The following is a 22,705-nucleotide window of genomic DNA, read 5'->3' as shown; positions in this document are numbered from 1 at the left end:
CGTTTTGAGCAAATAGCGCTGCGTGCCGTGCAAATTACGACTTGCCGCCGCCGCGCAGCAAGTTGATCGGAGCATCCTTAGGCTCTGGCTCCAGGCTGGAAAGTACGGTGTCGGCCAGTGGGCGGCGCTTGATCTGACTGCGCTTCACTTGTGTATCCCCTCGGTTCACTTTCTATCAAAGGATACACGGCGGGATACACGGCGGGCAATTGTATGGGGATGCATGTGGGGATGTGAAGATACAAGAAAGCCCGCACGGGGCGGGCTTTTCAGGGGTGTTTCCGGTCATGTTGGAACATGTGGAAACTTGCATTTGGTGGGCCGGGGTAATTTGAACCTGGCTTTTATCATATTGATTTTTATAATTAATATCCGTTTTGATTTTGAGTTGGAATACCAACTGGAATACCTTGCGAAATTGCACTCCACTTCACCGCCCATTTGCATTCGATCTGACCACCGATTGCATCGGAATTGACCAGCTCGCTTCGTAACCATGATCGGTAGAGAACTGCCCGAAGCGGACATCCTGGTGGCATACCACGCCATTCAAGTGGGTAGTGAGGCGATAACGTGCGCAGTCCACGCTATCCACCACTTGAGAATCAATCATTCATAAGCCAAGGCTTCAGCTCCTTGAGGTTAGCTGCCACGATTTGCTGCGCCTCGGGGTTAGTGGCCTGGTTTCTCGGGTCGATCTGATAGCGTTGCAATACATACTTCACCAGCGCCCTGCGACTGGGCACCACTAGCTGGCCATCAATCATGCCGAAGTCGGTTTCGATGATTGACTTCTGCGCCGCGTTCAATCGCCCATCGGCTGCAAAGATGACGGGTATCTCGGTATTCCAGTCTTCATCCAGCTCACGAGTGTTCTGCGATTCGTCGAGCAAATCCGGCTGACCCCGAAGGCGGCTGAGTACAAAGTCGCGGTACTGGCCATTCTTCTCGCAATAAGCCCGAACATGCCAGCGCATACCGGTGTAAACCAGCGTGTGAGGGGCGATGAGGCGAATCTCCACGTTCGGAGTATTGAGCGACACGTACTCGGTTTCCAGGCGCAGTCCATCGCGACAGGCCTTGAGCAATGGGCGCAGGACTTCCGGCCGAATCGGACGATCCGGGACTTCCAGCACCTTGGTGTGAGCGTAGGCCAGGGCTAGCCCATCGATGTGCGGGGCGCGTTCGTTGTTCTGGTAAAGCAGGTGCAAATAGGCGCTGGCGCTGTCGTCGATGAACAGCGGTTTGAATGTCTTACTGGGCACGTAGCCTTTTATTTTTTTGTCATATGTAAGGTTTTTAGGCGCATGTTCCGTGATGTAGGTGTTGATGTCCTTGGACGCCTGCTGGCGGCTGATGCCGAAGCTCTGCATCAAGTGTCCCGTGGTTAACCGGCCCTCCCACCAGGCAACGGTCTCAATCAAACGATAGCGAAGTGCCAGATCCCAGCGGACCTGTTCGATGGACTGCTTGCGTTTCATACCCTCTCCATGTGCGCGAATACTTTACCTGTATAAGTCTACATTCTAGACCTGTCGTGAATCACTACATATCGTGTGTCTGTCTTCGAAATGAATTGAAGTCACGAAAGGAAGTGGACATGAGTATGTCGGAAGCGGTTTCGACAGGGGCATTGGTGATGATGGGGGCAATCCTGCTGGTGCTTCTGCATCAGTGGCTGAGGTTGCGTGAGCTCTGGCAGATGGCTATGGACTGCCAAAAGAATGAGCGCTGGGCGCGGATCTGGGAAATGGAAAACCGTGAACTGCGTTCGGCGCTGCGCGCTGAAAAAGCGCACATCGAGCAGTTGCAAAGAAAGCTGGTGATTTTGCAGGAATTGATCCCTGCAGAGGGATAAGGGAAAGGACATGAACAGACTTGAACGGATCAAAGGCTGCCTGCTGGGAGGTGCTGTTGGCGATGCGCTAGGCGCTCCAGTGGAGTTTCTCGAGTGGTCGGCAATCGAAGCTAAGTTCGGTCCCCAAGGTATCGTTGATTTTGCCCCTGCTTTCGGTACCACCGGCGCCATCACCGACGACACGCAGATGATGCTTTTCACCGCAGAAGGCTTGCTGCGGGCTTATGTGCGCGGCAGCTCACGAGGGGCTTGCCACGTCCCCAGCATTATTCATCATGCGTTGCTGCGCTGGTTGATGACGCAGGATTACCCAGCAGCGATTCCGGTCAGCCGGGACGGATGGTTGATCGAGCAACGGGCGCTCTGGTCTCGCCGCGCTCCTGGCACTACCTGCCTAGCTGCACTCAAGGCCAGTCCGCGGCTGGGCGCTGTTGCCGAGAACAATAGCAAAGGTTGTGGCGCCTTGGTGCGTGCTGCGCCCTGTGCTTTCTTTGCTAATGCCTTTGACTACGCTGCACAGTTCGGGCGCCTGACCCATGGACATCCTACGGGCTACCTGGCGGCTGGGCTGTTCGCCGATATTCTCCAGCGCATTGTCGATCGGCAAGACACCCTGGAGCACGCAGTCACTCAGAGCTTGGCCCATTACGGGAAAAATCCCGGTATGGAAGAAACACGTAGCCTCATTGAGCGCGTGCTGTTTTTCTTTTACGAGGGCTACCAGCCCACCCCGCAACGCATTGGCGAACTCGGTGAAGGGTGGGTGGCCGAGGAAGCCCTGGCCATCGGAATATGGTGCGCGTTATTTGCGGGCTCATTGGAAAGCGGCGTCATCACAGCCGTGAACCATGGCGGCGACAGCGACAGCACCGGTCTAATCGTAGGCCACCTGCTGGGCGCACAATATGGCGCAGCAGCTATCCCGGCGCGCTGGTTCACACAGTTGGAACTGCGTGAGGTGATCGAGCAAATGGCTGAGGATATCGAGCGCGTTCCCCGTGAATATTGCGGCGTGGGCGGTGAATTTGACGAACAAATTGAGCGGGCATATCCCGGTCATTGAGACGAGAGCGGGAGAACTACAATGCCGATACCACCGAGGCCTTTTAACCTTGTGTGTGACAAATGTGGTTGGAAGAAAACCGTGGCGCCTTTGAGCGATGCATTGCGGCCGGGGGAGTGGTTTGAGGAGTGCCCGAAGTGCAGAAACAAGAAATTGAGAATGCAAGCACCGGGGTGGTTGGAGAAGGCGGTAGCGGAGGTTTTGCGGCGATGGTGATGGCGGGTGGAAAGAGACGATGGGATCTTTTCCCTTTGACCTGAGCTTGACACCGTTAGTGGCAAAATGCGATTGACGCTTAAGAATTCTGGATCCAAGGCGAAAACCTTTGTAATGCGCAATATTGCGGGCACCGCGAACTGACGGAGAAAAAATAATGGCAAGTATGGAAACTCAACTGGAAGAGCAGTTCGATCAAGAGATGGCTGCAGTCAAACGGCCGAATCTGATGATCGTAGGCGGAACCGGTGTTGGGAAGAGCAGCCTGATCAACCATATCTTCGGCAAATCAATTGCCAAGGTAGGTACGGGGCAACCTGTCACTCGGGGTTGTCATCGGTACGAAGATGTCAACGTTCCCTTGGTCATCTTCGATACCGAAGGCTATGAAGTGACTGAAGGCAAGGCATCGGCGGGTAACTTCCGGGAAAAAATCATTCCCGAGATCAAGCAGCGTAAGTCCAAAGCCTTGAATGAGCAGATTCACCTCATTTGGTACTGCCTCTCGGTGGCTAACCACCGCGTTACCGATTTCGATCTGGATAACCTTCGGCTGATTACAGACGAACTGGATATTCCGGTGGCTGTGGTACTCACCCAGTGCGATGCCGAGCCGATCGATGACGAGGGTAACGGCGAGACCTCCCGGGCGTTTCGCCAGGTCCTGCGCGAAAATGGCGTGCATTGCGAGGTTTTCGAAACCTGTGCAAATAACCCCAAGCATGATCCAGAGCTGAAGCTGGACCTTGAAAAGTTGATCGCCTGGTCGAGCGCATCGCTCAAGGATGATGCGCTGCGCCAGTCCTTCGTGGCTGCCCAGATCGCTTCGCTGCCTGCCAAACGCGGCGAGGCGATGACCATCATCATGACGTACAGCGCTACCACTGCCGCCAGTGCCGGGCTTAACCCGGTGCCTATGTCGGACGCATTGCTCATCGTTCCGCAGCAGATTGCTATGGCCGCGTCCCTGGCCAAGCTCTATGGATTCGGTTCAATGGGCGAGATGGCCGTCAGCCTGCTCAAGGGCCAGATCCTGAGTTTGGTCGGGCGCCAATTGGCGGCCAGCCTGACCAAGTTGATACCCGTGCTGGGGCAGGTCATTAACGCCGGTGTCGCAGCGGCGATCACTGGTGGACTTGGTTTGGCCCTGGTCGAGGTGTATGAGCGAGCCGTGGATGGCTACCTGAAGACCGGCAAGTCGCCGGATTGGACCAGTCTGTTTTCTAACGAGCTGTTCATGCAGGCCTTCAAGACTGGACTCGGAAAATGGGCGGCGCAAAAAGCCTGATGCCACTCGGCACATTCTGAAGGCCGTGGCTAGGGACAGACGCACTCTGTTCCCTCACGGGCCTTCATCCGATTACAGCTGTTCAAGGTTGATACACACATGGATCAGTTCGCGATTAACATCATCGTGCTGGGTAAAAGCGGCGTCGGCAAAAGCAGCTTCTGCAATTATCTTTTTGACCAGCCGGGCCTATTTAAAACCGGAAGCGGCAAGCCCGTCACCTCCTGGGAGCAGAATTTCCAGTCGCACACCTTCACGCACCAGGGGCACCTATTGAGCGTGTTCGACAGTGTTGGCCTGGAAGCCGACAACTATGAACGATGGCTCGAACAGTTTGACCGTTTCATGCAGCAGCGGCGTGCGCGCCCCATGGAGCCTGAAACCTGGATTCATGGCGCCTTCTATGTCATCAACGCCAGTTCGGCACGGCTGGAACCCGTCGACGTCAACCTCATCCAGCGGCTCGGTAGCGATGCCAGGATTCCCCTTCAGGTCGTCCTGACCAATGCCGACGTAGCTGGCGATAAAATCGAGGCATTGAAGCGAGAAATTCACAAATTATGTCCCGGGGTATCGGTTACACCGCTGTGTTCAGTGTCGGTGCGCAAGCGTGGAGGCCAGTCGACGCAAGCGTTTGGCCGCGATGAAGTGCTTTCGCTGTACCTGGAACAGTCGCACGCCTTCCTCAGCAAGCGCCTGGCGGCGATGAGCTGCTTGAACTTAAAAGGTGCGCTTGGCGAAATGCGCAACACAATCGTTGCCAAGATAGAAAAGGCCGATCTCAGCATCTTCAAAATCGCTGACCTCGATCTGGACAAAGAAATCGAGCTTCCCGATTTTGATGAGCTCTTTTCCGATCTTAGAAGCTTCGATGACTACCTCTCATCCTTTGGCTTCGTCGGGGACTGGGAGACCAGCGATGAGCTGGAAAGCGCAGTGACTCGGGTGCTCGATGACTTCCAGGGTGAGATGGAGAACCGTTTCAAAGAGATAGAAGACGGATTCGAGTCAGATAGCCTGCTGCGCAAGGTTGGCGCTCTCTACGACGCGGCAAAAATAATCTTGACCATGAAGTCGACCATGATCGAATGGTTTGATGACGGCTTTGGTCGCGTCGATAAAGAGCTCGATCGGTTGTTCATCAAATATGCCGATCAAGACAACTTCTTTGCCAGCTACCTCACTAAAGGCCGAATTATCGCCAGGCCCAAGCTGTTCGGCATCTTCTAAGCAAGGTCAGTATTGGCATAATGATATCGTTCAGGGAGAGGAGCAGGTATGGGATTCGATGCGATATATACGGTGCTGCCCAATCATGCGGACAAGATAAGCCGCTTGCAGTACCTGTTGACTGCGGCGCGACTGCCGGTGGTTTCGGTGATTGGCAAGTACAACCATGGCAAGAGCTCCCTGCTCAACGCCTTGGTGGGCCGTGTAGCCTTGCAAGGCGCCGCCAGCCAACTTGAAAGACTGCAGCGACTGGCGTGAGCTGACGCGCACATTGCAGGCACTGGAGTTCTGAATCCAATTGGTTCGCGACGTCGGGAAGTGAGCTCGTCTGGTTGTAGTTGCAGCCGCTCAATCTGAGCGGCTGCTTTTTTCGGCAAAGGAATGACGCTTAATGAATCAAATGTTTGTAAGTCCATGGCTGTCGGTATCGCCCAACGGGCCTGTGACCTGTGCCCATCCCCACGCTCATGACTACGTTCATTTGCGCCAAGGAGAAATGGATGGTGCTTGTGGACCTTACTGTGTGGTGATGACCTTGATTGCGCTGGGTGTTATCTCCCGTGAGCAGGCTCGGTCACTCGACAGTTTTGATGGCCGTACCCGCCTGGGCCGCTTTCGCGAAAGTTTGATGGCCTTTGGTGCCCTGATTTCGGAAGGTACCGACGATTTTGACGTGAGCTGGTTGGTAGACGTGTTCAAGAGGGCCGGCGTTATTACCGATGTGCTTGATGTGGCTCCGCGACGTCAAACGACCATTCGTAATATTGCCGATGCCGTCCACAACCGAAAAATTCCGATCGTCGGGGTCGAGTGGGACTGCGCCCAGGCGGGACATTGGTTGCTGGTTATCGGCTATCAGGGTTACCAGGGAAACGATGAAGATGAGTTGCAGATCACTCACCTGCTTTGTCTTGACCCCACCAGCGAGGCCCCACGGGTGTCACTCTGGAATGCTGTGATCGAAGTGTTCACCGAAGATGGGAAGTCTGTGAACGAAGGTCGTTACTACTGCCAGCATTGGGGGCCAAACGACGCGCCGACGGCCTGTCGAATTGATCAGAGCGTATTGGTGGGGCTCGATAAAAAAGCTGAATCCAATTATTTCTACTGACGCAGAGCGCAGAGGAAGGGGCTTGCGGATTGGCCTGGCAGCCAGATACCAATAACCTGGGACTTGGAATAGGTACGGCCTTCTTGTGGCATGGGTGTTTGCTTAAAAAGGCTGGCGATGGTGTTCGCGTAGATGGACGCCATCGCTATCTACTTCACCGATCTGTTCTCTTTAGGCATGCGGCTTTCTGTGAGCTTGGTAATGCTGCCAAGGGGGGCCTCGGTAAGTAATATCAATCTGGAGCGCGGCACGTTTTGACACCGGAGCTTTGTGAGCGCTCACCACCAGTGAATGCTGGTCAAGTGCCAGTACTCTTCGATAAAGTTGTGTCAAATTGCTTACGCCGTGTGCGTGATCTCTACCCGAGCCAGTCTAAGGAATGACGCAATGTCCCAACGCTCTAACTTCTTCTTCCTGGCCGTACACGATCCGGTTTTCCACAAGTTGGCCGTAAGCGCCGAGCAGGCTTTCAGCAGCGATCCCAACATTACGCTGATCAAGCTCCGGCAGTTGGGAGAAGCCCTAGCGCAGGATCTTGCCAGCCGTGCTGCCATCGAATTCGATGCCAAGACCACCCAGGCCGACCTGCTTTACAAGCTGGGCCGTGAAATCCAGCTTGATCGAAATATTGTCAGCCTGTTCCATACGCTGCGCATTGAAGGAAACAAAGCGACCCACGAGTTCAGCACCTGCCACCGGGAAGCGCTCGATGGCTTGAAAGTCGCCCGCGAGCTCTGCGTCTGGTACCACCGCGCTGTTGGTAAAGCCGACAGGACATTCAAGCCTGGCCAATTCATCACGCCAGCAGACCCCAGCGCGCCGCTGCGCGAGCTCCAAAGCGAAATTGATCAACTCAAGGCACAGCTGCGCCAATCCGATCATCGACTGGAGGATGACCAGCAACTGGCAGATCTGCTCAAGCGTGAAGCCGAAGAGCACGCAGAGCTCGCGCACCTAATGGAAATCGAGTCGCGCAACTACAAACAGAAGGCGGACGAGCAGGAAAAGCAACTGGCCGATTTGCGGGCCGAGCATGAAAGGAACCTTGAGGCCTTGCGCAAAGAGCTGGCCTCTCAAGCCAAGGTCTCTCAAGCGTTTGCCAAGAAAGCCAAGCGAGCGACCAGACAGTTCGATCTGGATGAAGACCTTACCCGTATTCTCATCGACCAGCAGCTCAATGAGGCGGGCTGGGAAGCCGACTCTTTGGATCTCACCTATACCAAAGGCGGGCGTCCGGAAAAGGGTAAGAACAAGGCAATTGCCGAGTGGCCCATGTCCAACCTGAACTCCAAGGCAGACTATATTCTGTTCCGCGGCCTGATGCCGATTGCTGTAGTCGAGGCCAAGCGCAAGCGCATCAACATTGCGGAGCGCATTCCCCAAGCCGAACGATACGCTCGAGGGCTCGATCCCACCGCACACGTGACCGCCTGGAGCGAAGCGGGTCGCTCCGATGCATGGGAAGACGGAGAAGGCGGCCGCTTCCAAATCCCCTTCGCCTTCGCCTGCAATGGTCGCCCGTACATCCAGCAGCTTGCCGAGCAATCTGGTACATGGTTCAGAGACCTTCGCAGCCCTGCCAATACCCGTCGTGCCCTGCAGGACTTCCACCGGCCAGACGATCTGCTCGACCTGCTCAAACAGGATCGGGCAAAAGCCGAAGCCAAACTTCATACAGAAGGTTTTGGCTACCTGAAGCTGCGAGACTACCAGGAGAAAGCCATCCTGGCTGTCGAAAAGGCCTTGGCCGAAGACAAACGCAATTGTCTACTGGCCATGGCCACCGGGACTGGCAAGACCCGTACGATAATCGGCCTAATGTATCGCTTCCTGAAATCGTCACGGTTCAAGCGCATCCTGTTCCTGGTCGACCGCAGTGCTCTGGGTGAACAGGCCATCGATTCGTTCCACGATATGCCATTAGAGCAGAATCAGACCCTCGCGCAAATCTACGACGTCAAGGTGCTCGGCGATATGGCGGCTGAAGCGGAGACCCGCGTCCAGGTGGCCACTGTCCAAGCCATGGTCAGTCGTATCTTCCGTTCGGATAATCCACCACCGGTTGGCGAGTTCGATTGCATCATCGTTGACGAAGCGCACCGCGGTTATACCCTTGATCAGGAGATGACTGAAGGCGAGCTTTCCGTTCGGGACCATAGCCAATACCTTTCGCAATATCGTCGCGTACTCGACTATTTCGACGCCTGTCGCATCGGGCTGACCGCCACCCCGGCGATACAGACAACGGAGATCTTCGGAAAACCGGTGTTCACCTACAGTTACCGCGAAGCAGTCGCGGATGACTGGCTGATCGATCATGAACCCCCGATCAACTACAGAACCGAGCTAAGCGAAAACGGCATTCATTTTGACAGAGGCGAGAAGGTCAACGTAATCAACACGCAAACTGGCGAAGTCGACGTCGCCGAGCTGGAAGACGAGCTGGATTTCCAAATCGAATCGTTCAACCGCCGGGTAATTACCCCTGACTTCGACCGGGTCATCTGCGAAGCCCTTGCTGGAGATATCGACCCAAACGGCGAAGAGAAATCCATGATCTTTTGCGTCAGCCAGGCTCACGCGGAACGGGTGAAAAACCTTCTCGACTCGGCCTTCAAGGATATCTACGAGGAGAGCTACAACCAGGCTGCGGTGCAGGTCATCACAGGCCAGAGCGACCATGTTGAAAGTCGTATTCGCCATTTCAAGAACGAGAAATATCCCAATATCGCGATTACCGTCGACCTATTGACCACCGGTATTGATGTGCCCTCGATCTGCAACCTGGTGTTCATGCGTCGCGTGCGTTCACGCATCCTCTATGAGCAAATGAAAGGCCGCGCGACCCGGCGCTGCGATGACATAGGCAAGACCGTATTCCGCATCTATGACCCAGTGGACCTATACGCCAGCCTGGAGTCGGTCGATACGATGCGGCCACTGGTAAAAGACCCGAGCATCACGTTGGAGCAATTGCTGGATGAAATTACCAGCGACCATAGCCACGAAGCGCCGGGCAACAATGAGCAGACGAGTCATGCCCATGACGTACTGGACCAACTCAACCAGCGCATCATGCGCATCCTGCGCAAGGCCCAGCACAGAGCTGAGACGCGGCCGGACATCAAGCATAAACTCGATGAGCTACATGAACTCTGGGGAGTAGAGCCGGCTAGCCTACACCAGCATCTTCATGAGCTGGGGCCCCAGCAAGCAGCAAATTTTGTTCGTCAGCACAGCCAGCTGCTCAATCAGCTTGCCACGGTGAGCGAGTTGCTCGGTACCTATCGTTATCCGGTGATCTCGCATCATCCAGATAAGCTGTTGGTCCGTGAACAAAGTTATGGTCATTACGGCAAGCCTTCCGACTATCTGGACAGCTTTCGCGAGTTCATCCACCTGCAGATCAACCAATCCGCGGCCCTGTCTGTAGTGGTGAACCGCCCGAAAGATCTGACACGTGAACAACTCCGCGAGATCCGCCTGTTGCTTGATCAGAATGAATTTGGTGAAGCCAGCCTGCGCAGTGCCTGGTCCAATAACAGCAACCAGGAAATCGCAGCCAGCGTGATCGGCTATATTCGTCAGGCTGCACTGGGTGAAGCGCTGATTCCCTTTGAACGGCGGGTCGCCAACGCCATGCAGAAAATCTATGTCCTTCAACCCTGGAACCAGGTTCAGCGCAAATGGTTGGATCGTTTGGCGACCCAGCTGGTCCATGAAATCGTGGTCGATAAGCAGCAACTGAACCGCGCATTCTCAAATGACGGCGGATTGAAAAGGTTCGACAAACTGCTTGGCGGCCAACTGGACCAAGTGCTGGAGACAATCGGCGATAATCTCTGGTCCGCCGTAGCGTAATTAGCCGGGGGCGTCGGGATGGTCTCTTGCAATGTCAGGCAGATCTCCCTACGCTCCCGCGCAATATGCTGGCCAGCTTCGACCACCACAGACCCTTTCTTTCGATATTTACACAGGTCGATGGACTCGCATGGGGGGTTCCACGCTTTTGCCGATCGACCTGATTCCTTCTTTTCTCAGAGCATCCAATGATCAATAGTGACATCGTCCAGAAACTATGGAACCTCTGCAACGTCCTGCGCGACGACGGCATCAATTACAGCGACTATGTGACCGAGCTGGTCCTGCTGCTGTTCATTAAGATGGAATACGAGCAGGTCCAGAACAACGACGACTTCAACCACAAGCTGCCGGCCGGTGCCCGCTGGCCAGATCTGTCGAATAAGTCAGGTCTGGATCTGCTCAACCATTACCGCCAAATGCTCCTCGATCTAGGCAAGAGCAGCGATCCATTGATCGCCGCCATCTATACCGACGCCCAGACCCGCCTTAAGGAGCCACGCCACCTCGAGCAAATGGTAAGGAGCCTAGATGGAATCGACTGGTTCAGTGCCCGTGAGGATGGCCTCGGCGACCTTTATGAAGGCCTGCTGGAAAAGAACGCCAGCGAAACCAAATCCGGTGCCGGCCAGTATTTTACCCCTCGTCCACTCATCGACAGCATCATCCGCTGCATCAAACCGCAAGCTGGCGAGACCATCCAGGATCCAGCCGCCGGCACCGCAGGCTTCCTGATCGCTGCAGACGCCTATATCAAGGGCCAAACTGATGATTATTACGATCTGGACGACAAAGACCGTACCTTCCAGCGGAACAAAGCGTTTATCGGTGTCGAGCTGGTCCCCGGTACTCGCCGCTTGGCATTGATGAATACCCTGCTGCACGGGATGGAAGGCGATGCCGAAGGCGTCGTGCATCTAGGCAACGCTCTTGGTCAGGTCGGCGCCAACCTTGATAAGGTCAATGTCATCCTATCCAACCCGCCCTTTGGTACAGCCAAAGGCGGTGGCGGGCCGACCCGGGACGACCTCACCTTTCCCACGAGCAACAAGCAGCTCGCATTTCTCCAGCACATCTACCGTGGCCTCAAACCTGGTGGACGCGCTGCGGTGGTGCTGCCGGACAACGTACTGTTCGAAGCCGGCGTCGGTACCGACGTGCGTCGCGACCTGATGGAAAAGTGCAACCTGCATACCATCTTGCGGCTGCCCACCGGCATTTTCTACGCCCAAGGCGTAAAGACAAACGTGCTCTTCTTCCAGAAAGGCTTGTCCGGAAATCCACGCCAAGAGCAAGGCTGCACCCAGCGAGTTTGGGTCTTTGACCTGCGTAGCAATATGCCCAGCTTCGGCAAGCGCACGCCCTTCGGTGCAAGTCACCTCAAAGCGTTTGAAGACGCCTATGGGGAAGATTCGAATGGCAACAGCTCGCGTGCGGAGAATGTCGAAGGCATAGGCGAACTCAGCCGCTTCCGAGTGTTTACCCGCGAGCAGATCAAGGAGCGTGGTGATTCGTTGGACATCAGCTGGTTGAAGGATACGGATAGTCTCGATGCAAAAGATTTACCGGCGCCCGAAGTGCTGGCTGGCGAAGCTATGGCTGACCTAACTGAAGCCCTGCATGAGCTGGAAGAGCTATTGAAAGCGCTGGGAGCGGGCGATGAAGTGGCTGCGCAGAAGCAGTTGATGGCAGAGGTGATGGGCCTAGAGGTAACTCGGGAGGTTGGGAATGAGTGATTTACCGAATGGGTGGCGACTTGTCTCTCTAGGAGAAATTGGTTACGTGCAAAGCGGGATTGGTTTTCCAATCGAGTATCAAGGCCTGGCTTCCGGAGACTATCCCGTCTACAAAGTCGGGGACGTATCCCGCGGAGTTACTCAAGACAATGGAAAACTTCAATGGGCAACTAACTATATAGCTGCAGATACCGCGAAAATTCTTAAAGGTCAAATCTTTGAGGTGGGTTCGACTTTGTTTGCTAAAATAGGCGAAGCACTAAAACTCAATAGACGAGGCTTTGTAGTTACAGCGGGTTTGGCTGACAATAATGTCATGGGTTATAAGGCCGAAAAAAGCATTAACGATCGTTTCATTTATTATTTTCTTTGCACCCAGGACTTTGCGGAATACTCTCGTTCTACAACTGTCCCATCTATTCGCAAAGGCGATATAGAAGAAATCCAAGTAGCCCTCCCGCCAAACCTCGAACAAATTCTCATCGCCCAAAAACTCGATGACCTCCTGGCTCAGGTCAATACCCTCACAGCTCGTATCGACGCCATACTCCCCCTGCTCAAACGCTTCCGCCAATCCGTCCTCGCCGCAGCGGTTTCCGGTCGACTGACGGAGGAGTTTCGTGCCTGTACGCCCACGCAACAGCCCCGTCCTCTCCCGACTAAATACTCACTACCCCAAGAGGAGCTGGCCGCATTTGCTATCGATCAAAAAATGCCGCAAGGATGGGTATGCGTGAGCGCCGCTGATGTGTGTAGCTCGGTAAGGGATGGCACACATGACACCCCAAATTACCATCAGGTCGGGATCCCGCTCGTCACATCAAAAAATATTGGAAACGGTTATGTCGATATATCTGGTGCGAAACTCATATCGCAAATAGATCACCTCGAAATCAGCAAGCGCTCCTTGGTCGAGCCGGGAGATGTCCTGTTTTCAATGATTGGAACAGTGGGGAACTGTTGCGTCGTACGGAAAGAAGATGGTGAGTTCAGCATAAAAAATGTTGGATTATTTAAAAATAACGAAACAACAATACTTCCAAAATTCTTAGAGTGTTGGCTCAAGAGTAAGATCATGTGGGCATGGTTAGACGACCATCTCAAAGGTAGCAGCCAAAAATTTGCATCTCTGGGTACCCTTAGAGCGTTACCAGTTTTCCTTCCGAAGCTGGAGGAGCAAACCGAAATAGTTGGCCGCATCGAACAACTCTTCGCCTTCGCCGACCAACTAGAGGCCAAAGTCGCTTCTGCCAAAAGCCGTATCGACCACCTAACCCAAAGCATCCTGGCCAAAGCCTTCCGTGGCGAACTGGTGCCGCAAGACCCCGACGACGAACCGGCAAGCGTGCTGCTGGAACGCATCAAAGCCCGACGCGCCACCGCCCCAAAGGCCAAGCGTGGCCGCAAGACGTCGGCCTGAGCCCGAGTAATGAGGCAATAATAGGGCCATTCCCAAATTCCAATCCATCATGCGCCCCTATACTTAGCGGAGCAACTGATCAGCAATTTTTGGTGAGGGCCCAATCGCTTCCAGATCAATAGGGCGGTGAGCCGATAGTAATACCGGGTGGTGTTGGAGTGGTCTTTCAGGTGCTGAGTGAGAAACCAGCGCAAATGCTTGAGCTGCCAGGTCCAGGGATTGTCTCGCTGCCATCGTTGTTGAATGGCCGCTTGCATGATTCGGGCTTGCCGTAGGTGTCGTTGCTGGGTGACCTTCGAGCCGGTCAGTACGCCGCTCAGGAACAGCGCCATATCGAAGGGCTTGGTCACGCTCTACCTCCAATGTAGGCCGACACGACATCGATCCGGTTATGCCCGAGCTCCATGCTGATCTGTTGGCGCGCCTGTTGATCAAGGCCGCGGTCAATGCGATAGCAGTGGCCCCCATTGACCGGGGTGGGGTGGCTGGTGAGCTGCTCGTAACGCTCGCAGGCGTAAGCCGCTCGCAGTTCATGGAAACCCTTAAGCCCGTATTCATGCAGCGTTTTGCGGGCAGGGAGCACGGTTTGTTGCACGAACGCGGCGTAGCTTTCGTCCCGGGCCAGCAAGTTGCAGCTGCGGGGTGGCGCGGCATGATGAGCCAACTGCAGGGCTGCTTTCACCTCTGCATTGGCCACGATCCATCGCGGTGCGCAAGCGCCTGAGCGACCGCCTTTGGTGCCGTCCTGGATGTTGATGCGGCCTAAGTGTTCGGCTTCGCGTTGTAATCGTGGCAGGTTAGCTAGGATCGCTTCGCGCAGGCGCATGCCGGTTGCTCGGGCCAACAGGACAATCGCGGCCACCCGCTCGTGGTGCTGTTCGCAAAGCGCCTCGAGTACTCGCCGCACCTGTTGATGGTCTTGGCCATCCGGCGCGCGGGTGCGTACGCTCGAGCGCTGCTGACCTAACGCCTGGCTTGGACTGGCGATCCGAACGTTATGATCACAGCGCAGCGCAGCGAGGGTTCGGTTGACGCTGCTGAGGCGGTTCTGCGCGGTGGCGATGCAGAGTTCACCTTGTTGGATCTGCTGGCGCAGGTACGCGGCGTAGTCTTGCAGTGTCCGTCGATCGATCTGACGCGCATCGTTGTAACCGGGGCCGTCCTCTGATCGACACCAACGCACGAACGCTTGCCAGCGATCACTATGCGCTTTGACCGTGGCGAAGTGGCCGCCGGCAAACAGATCTCTTAGCGCTTGTGGGCCAGCGTAGCTCAGCTGACGGCCGTAGCCAAAGTTGCGCCCATCACGCCGACCGACCAAGGCCATTGTTATCACCGTTTTCGTTTGTTTGCAGAAAGAGCAGCAGGGCTTTCCAGTAAGGGCTGAGCCTGTCCACCTGCTGCCAGCGTGTCGGGCGGACCAGGAGGGTGTTCTCCTGGTGTTGCAGCAGCGCCCCTTCCTCGCGCAGTTGCTCGATCAGCAGGGCAATGTGGACAGGCTCAGGAGGTGGTGTGGCGACAGCGGCGACAGTGGCGACAACCCGCGTCGTTTCTGGTCTGACGCGTGGCGACAGGCTGGCGACAGAGGCGGCGACACGACGCGATTCAGGTTGTAGTTGATGTTGCGCTTGGTAGCGGCGCACTGCGTCATTGAGGCGAAACATGGCGGACCTCGAAAGTTTTTCCGTCGCGGCTGCTCAGCCAGCGATGAGTGATCAGCACGACCAATAGAGAGGCGGTATGGTCAGCGCTCTTGCGGGCAAAACGCGGGCCGTTGCGATTGACATCGCGAAGGGCGAAGTGAGTCCAGCCTTTCTGCACCAGCCAGCGCAGCAGCCGATCAGCCTCTTCGCATCGGCTATTCACCGGCTCCTGTTCGGTCAGGCGCTGAATCTCGGCCAAGTAGTAATCCATCAACGTGGAAGCGCGCTGGATGTGTGCTTCGTCCAACGAACTGGCCTCTTCAACCATGGCCAGCACACCTGCGATGCGCAGTACATTCGCCGCGGCCTTGCCTGCGACAGGCTGGACGCCGGCCAGCTCGCCGAACTCGCCAGACTGACATTCGATGGTGTCGTGAATATCAATCCAGGCACGACGGGCACGGGGAGTCAGCTCCAGCGTGGCGGGATTGAGTGAGCCATCCTTGTGAAGCGACCAGGGTTGTTGCAGCAGGGCGGTGATCCGCTGTTGGTAGCGCTGGACTCTGGCATCCCGGCTCAAGTCGATCGCCTTGTAGAGCCGCTGGCCGGCCAGGCGCTCGGGCCAACTGATCAGGCAACGGCCCAGGATGCCTTGACCATTGATCACCGGGTCTTTGAACAGCTGGTTGGCAAGGTAGGGTTGCAGCATCAAATGCAGACTGAGGCGGCGGTCATAGGCCCGCAGGCTTTCGCCTGTCATGGAGCGCGCCCGGTCGATCGGGCTGCCATCCCACAGTGTCGACAAGGTGGTGATCGCCTTGAGCCGATTCTCTTTGCTCATGGTGCTGCTGCCCAAGAACTGGCCACCTTCATCATTAAACAAGCCCATGCTGGGCAAGCCATGGCACAGACTTTTGACCAGGGCCTCAATGGTGGGTTCGGCAATGATCAGTCTTGGCGGTACCGGCTCGGATGGCTCACCGCCTTCCGCCTCCGCGTGTCTCCTTGATGTTTTGGGTTTGGCCATGATGCTGGTAGCGGCACGATAGGCTTTGAGCTTTTCCTCATACAGGGTCCACTGCTGTCGTTCCCACTCGCGCGCCGCCTTCAGTGCCAGGTGATCCACCGCGCTTTTGCGATCACCCGAGGACGCCACCGTCAGTAGGTAGAGGGACAATGGATAGGTTCGGCCATCGAGTTGGACATTGGCATGACTCTGGCTCACCAGAGCAGCGCTGGCCAGCACCGATTGTGCAGCCATGGCGCAGGGCACGCCGATCACCTCGGCCAGTCGTTCGACCGCAGAGCCCAACAGTTCCCCGAGTGCTTCGACCGGGTAGGGCAGTGGCGCCTGCTGGTATTCCAGCAATGGTTGTGGTGGCTCGAACGCTTCGCACAGTTGCATCGCTATTCTCCTGAGATTATCGACTTCGTCCTCACCCATCCCGCCACGGTTGTTGAGTGTTATCAGGGATTAAGGCCCCTGCGACCTGTGAGGGTTGTCCACTAACGCGGGACTAACGGCACCTTACGACCGGGAGCTTGGGCATCTCATGATCTGGCCTCCTGAACACCGATAGCGGTGGGCGGGTGGAGGCTGCACTGGCTGACGAGACCGATACCGCGAGATCCTGAGTCAGGTGAAGGCAGCGAGGTGATGACCGGGGCATGCCTGACTGTCAGTCAGGGGCAGTCCATTTCATGGGCTGCGGCACCGTCATCGGCATCGCTGTGGCGAGTGAGCATTCGGTGTTTGTCACGCCGATTGTCACGAGGGGGAAAGCCGCAAAGGCCCGTGCGAGCAGGGCTGCAGCAGTGTGATATGCGCCCGTCTCTTTAGGAGGCAAAGAGACGGGCAACAGGTTGGCGCAAGAAATGGCCAAGCGGATAAGTTGCTGCAGAGCAGCCAGGAGAAGGCCTGAATTGCCGCAGTGGGCATTCTGGAAAAGTGGGCATCCATCACATCGCTGTGACCGTGCGAGCCGCCGGACGCTAATCGCACTTGGGGGTGAACCACCACGGTGTGGCGTAGCCTCAAAGGTTCTGGCTACCTGGGTGCTGTCGAGGACAGCGCTTGTACAGTTTTGGTTTAGCGCTCGTTCTGCTCGCGGTCAACAGTATTTTGGGGGCGGCTGTTGCGCCAATCGGTAGCGTTGGAAGACCTTGGAGGCCGGTGGCTTTCCATGGCCGGGTGGTCGTTCGTCGGTTTTTAATGTGAGCCTGCGTAATTGCATGGACTTGACCACCCATTTGCATTGTCACTGACCAGTCAATTGCATTCGTGCTGATCAACCGTTTGCATTCGACTTGACCAGCACACGCCGTAGTGACGACCGGCGGAGAACGGCCAAAAAGCGGACTTTCTCTGATGCAGGCTAACATCCCAAAGTGGCCTCTACCGCAGCCCAGAGAGTACTGAAAGTAATCAAGGAGCTCATCATCAACGGGGAGCCGGATAAAACTAGCAAAACCCTAATGGGCTCCCTCGCTAGCTGTCTCCGCATCCGTACAGGCGATGTCCGCATTATTTATCGGATCAACGACTCTGAGATTGTCCCGGTGCTGTGTGCAGGCACGTCGAGACGACGTAAGCGTCCGGCGAACTCATCTATGCAATGCGGCGGCGGAATCCACCAGCTGCTACCTCAAGGACATTGCACTGGGTGTTTCGGTCCCGCAGAGGACGCTTAAATGAGCGCCCTCGGCCCCCTTGTGCAGCATTCACGGCCCGGTCATGCCGTCTTGCGATAACATCACCTTTCTGCGGCTGCTACCGTTGACTGTCTGACCAAGTCATCGAGCGGCAGCCATGGCATTTCTTGATGGTCAAAGCATGCTGAAAAAGACAATTGAGTGGGATCTGGCAAGAGCACGAGCCAAGCTGATTGAGCTCATGGAACCAGGCGTACTGGGTTTTTACAACAGCGTCGAGATCACCGAAATCCTAGGCTTTGAGGGCAAAAAAATCTTCAACGTGCTAACGGTCGCGGTAGCGGAGACGGCCGAAGCGCCGAGTGAAATTGATTGGAACGCTATTCGTCTCAACCAAGATCGTCTTAAGCTCCCGAAAGTCAGCTGCTCGTTTGGCGTTATGCGGTATCGACTTTCTGCTTCCGATTTTTTACAAAGGGTTACAGAGTGTGAGCTGAGTGGTCACTGGAAGACGTCAAATGCTGATATTACATTCGGCGCTCTTGCCTCCACCCCGCCTCAGTTCATCCCACCCGATGCAGACCAACCGCACCCTTGGAACGGTATTCTCAAAAACAATTTCTTCGAGGGCTCCCATACGCTGGAGCTGTTTGACACGACGAAGGAGCACCTCCGGTTCCTGCTCGATGACTCCCGCAGGCTGACTCAGCTTGCCAAGGTCGTAGGTCAAATAGTGCCGATAAAATTGGACGGCATGTCCGATCGGCTCGGCAACATCATCATCCAACTACCCGTGACGGTGTTTTCTACTGTCGTTCGCAACTCCCCCGGCGGAGAGCATCGGCTAGGCATTGCCTGGCACCCAGACGTCACTCCCAGAAAGGTCCAGATCACCGCCGAAATTCTGGACGACGCGGCCTTGAGCAGTTTTGATTCGGCAGTGATCACTACCGGCGAAGCGACCCTTGAACTCAATGCTCGCGGGGGCGGTGGACGAATACGTATTTGGGACATGGAGAAGCGGGTACTGTTAGGTGCCACACCGGCGATGAGATTTTTCACCTCTGTCAGGATGTCGATGCGGATCGCTGGCGAAGGAGCCAGCGCCAAAAATCGCAAGTTTCGGTTCACTAATTTTGCTGGAAACGAATGCGAAAAAACGATTTTCCTCAAAGAACCATCCGAACCGGGGCAGCTCATTGGCAGCCCTCCCGAAAGGCCGCGGGAGCCATGGGTTGCTCAACGGGTGTTCAGCGATTCCATCTCAAGCCTCAGGGCGCGCAAGGAGTTCGTGCAATACGGCCTCGACGCAGATCCCAACCCACCGCAGGCACCAGTGACAGCAACAGACGTTCAGGCTGCTGATACTGGCCAGGAAGGACCGCCAGTCGACGCTCAGCCAAAGCTCAAAAGAAAGGCAGCCGCACTTGAGGACCTGCACGAGCTTATGCGCCAGCATGGTAATGAAGGTGTGTGGTTGTGGGACCCCTACCTCACTGCGGATGACGTCCTACGAACGCTTTTCTATTGCCCACATGACGGCGTTCGACTTCTTGCCTTGACTTCAGGCAAGACCATCAGTGACTCGACAAAGACTAGGGAGGACCAGGAACCCATCGATGAGCGGGAACGGCGAAGACAGGCACGTGAGAAGGCAAAGCGCGTGAAACGTCTACAAGCTGAAAAGCTGGAATCAGCAAAAGGCAACTGTCTTGGGCTTGAGCTTGAGTTTCGCATTCGCGAAGGAGGCGCAGGCTGGGCATTCCACGACCGCTTCATCATTTTCCCAAGAGCTCAGGGTTCCGCTCTGGCCTGGTCGCTGGGGACGTCCATCAATAGCTTCGGTGCTGAACACCACATACTGCAGAAAGTCACGCACGGCGAAGCAATTGCACAGGCCTTCCAGGACTTGTGGGGACAGCTTCAAGGGGAAAAGTACTTGATATGGAAAAGCGTCCCCGACACGGAGCGCGCGGTATGAAAGAACAGTCGTTACAACTCGTTAATATGCCCGAAGCTGTTTCCACCGCCTTGGAGGACAGCCATGGGACGCTCCTTGCTGCTAACCCATGTGAGGTCAAGGCTTTCAACCGAGCGCTCAATCGACTACTTTGGCACGGGAGCGAATCTGGCACTCCAGAAGAACAGGCATTGCACCGAGTTCATGCTCAACAATGGGCGCTTCGACAGCTTGAAGTGCTGCCCCTAGAACCTGACCAAAGCCTGAATCCCCTTCGGATTGTCTTGACTACCCTGTATATCGCCTCGACCTCGGCCTCAGAAGCTGCGCAGATCGTTCCACAAGCGCTCGCGCACGCTCACTTCATGAAAAGTCTGGTCACCCTGGTGGAAGAATCGTCTCCGGATATCCGCATGATATCCCGGCACCAATCGCAGCAAGAATGGCGCGACGCGCTGCAAACAGCCGATCGCGATGCCAACTACCACCGCCTTGGACAATTGACACGTCATCAAGAAGCAGACATTGCGCCGGATGCTTGCGTCGCGATCTTGCTGCTAACGGCATTTGCGCCTGCCGAAGTTTCCCGCCTGATTCAGGAAAAGCGAGATGTGCTTTTTTCGCTTGCAGTCCAACGTCTCCTTGGACCGCAATCCATTCAACTCGCTTTGTCAGTCAACGACGTTACGTTCAAATACCTCAGCGTTTGCTCCCTTGCTGATTGCCCAGTAGCACAGGTGCCAGAAGCGACAGTGGCGGACATTGCCGCGCTGCATGTTCAGGTCGCCCAGACCGAACGATGGCGAGGGTGGATCATGGACCTCGCTCGCTATCCACATGAAGGCACGGTGACAGAGATGGCGCTCCCGATCGCGCTGGCCCAGCTAACTGCCACGCACTGGGCCGCCTTCATCGATGCTGTCGAGCTCTGGACCCTACCCAAGACAGCTAACGGGGTTGCTAGGCTTCTCGTTCCTTTCATCCAGGCGATGGGAGCGGAGGAGTCGAGGGAAATGTGGCGACTTGCTTTCACACGCTGGGATAATTGGGACTACGGCCGTAAAGCGGCCGGAACGGGCCTGACAGCACCTTCGACCTGCTCTTTTGACTTCCCAGTGGCTGTTTACTACGCAAGCCTTCCTGAGCCTGAGATCAAGGCTGAGATTGAGAGACTGCAGGTGGAAATCGCGTGCGTCGAGCAGACCTGGTTTACCGACAAGAACGCACTCTTGAATGAGCGAAATCGTCTTTCCTCTCGACTACGACTCGTGCAACACGCGCTAACACTGCTACATCCACCCAATGGAGGCCCTCAAGCGCTCCCTCCTACCATAAAACCCGAGAGCGAATTCGCTGACGTTCGTTACCAATTTTTTGACGTCCATGCACTTTAGCGTTAGCAATTCTGGCTGACCGAAGGGTTAGGGCGCGTTTTTCCAAACAGCCGAGTCGGGATAGCGAACTCATGTGGGCAATAGAGCTAGAGCGCGACCAGCTCGGCGATTTTTGCCGCGATCACCGCCATTGTGTCTTCGGCAGTGTCGAAGCCGCTTCGGGACGCGAGTAAGGGGCTGACATTACGGAGAGCTTCATACGTCGTATTGTGTACGATGGGGGCGAGCTGGTTACCCGCCAGGAGTACCGAAAGCTCTTTGTCGGCGACACCCTCTTTGGGGAGGCGGGTCAGCAGCGCAGGGGTCACAAGCACAAGCCCGATTCGCGAATTCGCCAAGCCCTTGTCGATGGCGCGCATCATCGGAACGCCGAGGCCAAGGTCCTTCTCGCTGAACCAGACTTTGACACCAGCCGCCACGAGCAACGCGTGCAACTCTTTGGCTGGTCCCTGCCGGTCGTCCCACGCATGGCACAGGAAGACGTCACGAAGGTCAGGTTGCTCAGCTGCTCGCGTCTCAATAGTTTGGCGGATTGGCGTGAGTGACTGTACTTGGGCAGACGTGTACGACAGGGCTGAACCCGATTTAGACCAGCGCGGTCTTGAACTGCCACTGGGCCTGCTACCACCGTCGCGACTGTTGCCGTAGCCCCCCCCGCTGCTGGACGAGGAGTAGGACGGCGTATAACTGCGGTAGCTACTGCCGTAGCGACATGCAGGGCAGGCAGCAGCCGCTGCCGCTGAGCTATGTCCGCGTACTGGCGCTGTACATCTAGCCATGTCGTAACTCTCCCATTCGTAATTGCTGTCTGAGGTAGTGAATTTAAGCAGCTGATGCGCTCGAATGTCAGAGGGGAGCGCCATGCCGTTGCGCGTCCGTATCGACCGACCTGTTAGCCAGCTTGTAGGTCATGTCGGTCATCACACCCTAGCCGCAAGAACGATCAGTGGCAATATGATAGCGCTACTAGATGTGGCCCCTAGCCGGGTGAGCCATATCGCACAAAGACGACGCGTTGATGGAAGCATCAAGTTTCCGCATTATGCCCGTATGGTGCGACCATCTATGTGCTGAGCCAGATAGTGAATGACAACTCTCGTGCAGGCAGTGCAGAACTTCATGCCTCTCCGCAACCTATGATCGCTCCGGGTCGGTTGCAGTCCTTCAGTGCTTGGCTGACGTACTCGCGCTGAGTGGCACCCGCTGACACCCATCAACTGCAAACGACTGGTCAGTGGCAATGCAATTAGGTGGTCAAGTGAGATGCATTACG

At 55.8% G+C, this 22,705-nt stretch carries 17 protein-coding genes; 11 read left to right on the top strand and 6 right to left on the bottom strand.

Annotated features, from left to right (window positions below; all coding sequences use genetic code 11):
- Window positions 1–605: 605 nt before the first annotated feature.
- Window positions 606–1,481, bottom strand: a complete 876-nt coding sequence (locus CJF39_RS09640; RefSeq protein WP_094993201.1) for a WYL domain-containing protein — start codon at window positions 1,479–1,481, stop codon at window positions 606–608.
- Between the two features lie 119 nt (window positions 1,482–1,600).
- Between CJF39_RS09640 and CJF39_RS09635 the strand changes: the two genes are divergently transcribed.
- The 9 genes from CJF39_RS09635 to CJF39_RS09590 all read left to right on the top strand — a co-directional run bounded on the left by CJF39_RS09635 (window position 1,601) and on the right by CJF39_RS09590 (window position 13,783).
- Window positions 1,601–1,858 carry a hypothetical protein gene (locus CJF39_RS09635; protein WP_094993200.1) on the top strand — a complete coding sequence of 86 codons (258 nt, stop codon included), beginning with the start codon at window positions 1,601–1,603 and terminating at the stop codon, window positions 1,856–1,858.
- Window positions 1,859–1,868: 10 nt separating this feature from the next.
- Window positions 1,869–2,921, top strand: a complete 1,053-nt coding sequence (locus CJF39_RS09630; protein ID WP_094993199.1) for an ADP-ribosylglycohydrolase family protein — start codon at window positions 1,869–1,871, stop codon at window positions 2,919–2,921.
- A gap of 373 nt (window positions 2,922–3,294) precedes the next feature.
- Window positions 3,295–4,425, top strand: coding sequence for a YcjF family protein (locus CJF39_RS09620; protein ID WP_094993197.1), 1,131 nt, complete (start codon window positions 3,295–3,297; stop codon window positions 4,423–4,425).
- Window positions 4,426–4,524: 99 nt separating this feature from the next.
- A complete protein-coding gene (locus CJF39_RS09615; protein ID WP_094993196.1) occupies window positions 4,525–5,655 on the top strand; it encodes a GTPase in 1,131 nt (376 codons plus the stop codon).
- Window positions 5,656–5,703: 48 nt separating this feature from the next.
- Entirely contained in the window at window positions 5,704–5,913 is a 210-nt protein-coding gene (locus CJF39_RS09610) for a GTPase (RefSeq protein ID WP_094993195.1), read from the top strand.
- 133 nt (window positions 5,914–6,046) lie between these two features.
- Window positions 6,047–6,766 (top strand): hypothetical protein, encoded by a 720-nt coding sequence (locus CJF39_RS09605; RefSeq protein ID WP_141232178.1) that lies wholly within the window; start codon window positions 6,047–6,049, stop codon window positions 6,764–6,766.
- Between the two features lie 387 nt (window positions 6,767–7,153).
- The gene (gene hsdR / locus CJF39_RS09600; protein ID WP_094993193.1) at window positions 7,154–10,627 is read left to right on the top strand and encodes a type I restriction-modification system endonuclease; all 3,474 of its coding nucleotides are present in this window, start codon (window positions 7,154–7,156) and stop codon (window positions 10,625–10,627) included.
- Window positions 10,628–10,815: 188 nt separating this feature from the next.
- Entirely contained in the window at window positions 10,816–12,363 is a 1,548-nt protein-coding gene (locus CJF39_RS09595) for an N-6 DNA methylase (protein WP_094993192.1), read from the top strand.
- The gene (locus tag CJF39_RS09590) at window positions 12,356–13,783 is read left to right on the top strand and encodes a restriction endonuclease subunit S (RefSeq protein WP_094993191.1); all 1,428 of its coding nucleotides are present in this window, start codon (window positions 12,356–12,358) and stop codon (window positions 13,781–13,783) included. The genes CJF39_RS09595 and CJF39_RS09590 overlap by 8 nt, the downstream gene beginning before the upstream one ends.
- A 47-nt stretch (window positions 13,784–13,830) precedes the next feature.
- Here the strand turns inward: CJF39_RS09590 and CJF39_RS09585 are convergent, their stop codons facing one another.
- The 4 genes from CJF39_RS09585 to CJF39_RS09570 are packed head-to-tail and all read right to left on the bottom strand — an operon-like array spanning window position 13,831 to window position 16,831.
- On the bottom strand, window positions 13,831–14,133 hold the full coding sequence (locus CJF39_RS09585; RefSeq protein ID WP_094993190.1) for a hypothetical protein: 303 nt from the start codon (window positions 14,131–14,133) through the stop codon (window positions 13,831–13,833).
- Window positions 14,130–15,110: an integrase domain-containing protein gene (locus tag CJF39_RS09580; RefSeq protein ID WP_094993189.1), complete on the bottom strand. Its 981-nt coding sequence runs from the start codon at window positions 15,108–15,110 to the stop codon at window positions 14,130–14,132. Before CJF39_RS09580 ends, CJF39_RS09585 begins: the two co-directional genes overlap by 4 nt.
- Window positions 15,088–15,447 carry a hypothetical protein gene (locus CJF39_RS09575; RefSeq protein ID WP_094993188.1) on the bottom strand — a complete coding sequence of 120 codons (360 nt, stop codon included), beginning with the start codon at window positions 15,445–15,447 and terminating at the stop codon, window positions 15,088–15,090. The genes CJF39_RS09580 and CJF39_RS09575 overlap by 23 nt, the downstream gene beginning before the upstream one ends.
- Entirely contained in the window at window positions 15,431–16,831 is a 1,401-nt protein-coding gene (locus tag CJF39_RS09570) for a YfjI family protein (RefSeq protein WP_094993187.1), read from the bottom strand. Before CJF39_RS09570 ends, CJF39_RS09575 begins: the two co-directional genes overlap by 17 nt.
- 1,404 nt (window positions 16,832–18,235) lie before the next feature.
- Here CJF39_RS09570 and CJF39_RS09555 point away from each other — a divergent pair.
- A complete protein-coding gene (locus tag CJF39_RS09555) occupies window positions 18,236–20,059 on the top strand; it encodes a VPA1262 family N-terminal domain-containing protein (RefSeq protein ID WP_094993186.1) in 1,824 nt (607 codons plus the stop codon).
- A complete protein-coding gene (locus CJF39_RS09550; RefSeq protein ID WP_094993185.1) occupies window positions 20,056–21,432 on the top strand; it encodes a hypothetical protein in 1,377 nt (458 codons plus the stop codon). Before CJF39_RS09555 ends, CJF39_RS09550 begins: the two co-directional genes overlap by 4 nt.
- 86 nt (window positions 21,433–21,518) lie before the next feature.
- Here the strand turns inward: CJF39_RS09550 and CJF39_RS23475 are convergent, their stop codons facing one another.
- Window positions 21,519–22,211, bottom strand: coding sequence for a toll/interleukin-1 receptor domain-containing protein (locus tag CJF39_RS23475; RefSeq protein WP_094993206.1), 693 nt, complete (start codon window positions 22,209–22,211; stop codon window positions 21,519–21,521).
- Window positions 22,212–22,705: the final 494 nt, after the last annotated feature.

The sequence above is a fragment of the Pseudomonas lundensis genome (assembly GCF_002269125.1).
GTDB classification, from domain to species: domain Bacteria; phylum Pseudomonadota; class Gammaproteobacteria; order Pseudomonadales; family Pseudomonadaceae; genus Aquipseudomonas; species Aquipseudomonas lundensis_A.
Note: the sequence above shows the minus strand (reverse complement) of the source record. Positions and strands in the feature narration are given on the sequence as shown.

Bases quoted from the DNA above. Each gene is read 5' to 3' on its own strand.
- CJF39_RS09555 (WP_094993186.1), top strand. From the start codon at position 18,236: ATGGCATTTCTTGATGGTCAAAGCATGCTGAAAAAGACAATTGAGTGG.
- CJF39_RS09550 (WP_094993185.1), top strand. From the start codon at position 20,056: ATGAAAGAACAGTCGTTACAACTCGTTAATATGCCCGAAGCTGTTTCC.
- CJF39_RS09610 (WP_094993195.1), top strand. From the start codon at position 5,704: ATGGGATTCGATGCGATATATACGGTGCTGCCCAATCATGCGGACAAG.
- CJF39_RS09595 (WP_094993192.1), top strand. From the start codon at position 10,816: ATGATCAATAGTGACATCGTCCAGAAACTATGGAACCTCTGCAACGTC.
- CJF39_RS09635 (WP_094993200.1), top strand. From the start codon at position 1,601: ATGAGTATGTCGGAAGCGGTTTCGACAGGGGCATTGGTGATGATGGGG.
- CJF39_RS09575 (WP_094993188.1), bottom strand. From the start codon at position 15,447: ATGTTTCGCCTCAATGACGCAGTGCGCCGCTACCAAGCGCAACATCAA.
- CJF39_RS09620 (WP_094993197.1), top strand. From the start codon at position 3,295: ATGGCAAGTATGGAAACTCAACTGGAAGAGCAGTTCGATCAAGAGATG.
- CJF39_RS09605 (WP_141232178.1), top strand. From the start codon at position 6,047: ATGAATCAAATGTTTGTAAGTCCATGGCTGTCGGTATCGCCCAACGGG.
- CJF39_RS23475 (WP_094993206.1), bottom strand. From the start codon at position 22,211: ATGGCTAGATGTACAGCGCCAGTACGCGGACATAGCTCAGCGGCAGCG.
- CJF39_RS09640 (WP_094993201.1), bottom strand. From the start codon at position 1,481: ATGAAACGCAAGCAGTCCATCGAACAGGTCCGCTGGGATCTGGCACTT.
- CJF39_RS09580 (WP_094993189.1), bottom strand. From the start codon at position 15,110: ATGGCCTTGGTCGGTCGGCGTGATGGGCGCAACTTTGGCTACGGCCGT.
- CJF39_RS09590 (WP_094993191.1), top strand. From the start codon at position 12,356: ATGAGTGATTTACCGAATGGGTGGCGACTTGTCTCTCTAGGAGAAATT.
- CJF39_RS09630 (WP_094993199.1), top strand. From the start codon at position 1,869: ATGAACAGACTTGAACGGATCAAAGGCTGCCTGCTGGGAGGTGCTGTT.
- CJF39_RS09615 (WP_094993196.1), top strand. From the start codon at position 4,525: ATGGATCAGTTCGCGATTAACATCATCGTGCTGGGTAAAAGCGGCGTC.
- CJF39_RS09570 (WP_094993187.1), bottom strand. From the start codon at position 16,831: ATGCAACTGTGCGAAGCGTTCGAGCCACCACAACCATTGCTGGAATAC.
- hsdR (WP_094993193.1), top strand. From the start codon at position 7,154: ATGTCCCAACGCTCTAACTTCTTCTTCCTGGCCGTACACGATCCGGTT.